The sequence below is a fragment of the Polynucleobacter sp. AP-Latsch-80-C2 genome (genome assembly GCF_018882185.1).
Taxonomy (GTDB): domain Bacteria; phylum Pseudomonadota; class Gammaproteobacteria; order Burkholderiales; family Burkholderiaceae; genus Polynucleobacter.
The window spans coordinates 1-219 of the sequence record NZ_JACVOY010000054.1 but is presented as its reverse complement, the minus strand read 5'-3'; the positions used below and the strand labels follow the sequence as shown (position 1 = coordinate 219).

The 219-nt window shown below is 49.8% G+C and carries 1 protein-coding gene; it reads left to right on the top strand.

The annotated features are described in order from the left end of the window. Nucleotides 1–219, top strand: a 219-nt coding sequence (locus ICN47_RS12845) for an autotransporter-associated beta strand repeat-containing protein (RefSeq protein WP_216220302.1), incomplete at both ends; no start/stop codon positions are given.

Here is a 219-nt window from a genome sequence, read left to right as displayed (position 1 = left end):
TAACTGCCCATGCGATTACCTTAGCTAGCAGTAGCGCCATCTCGATTACCAATAGTGGTGCTGGTTCGATTGACGGCATCATCGCAGGTACAGGTGTTACTCTGACAAAAGCAGGAGTAGGTATCCTCACTCTGTCAGGTGCTAACACCTATGGTGGCGCTACTACTGTCAATGCCGGTACCTTACAAGTGAGTGGTAGTGGAACTGTAGGCAACACCA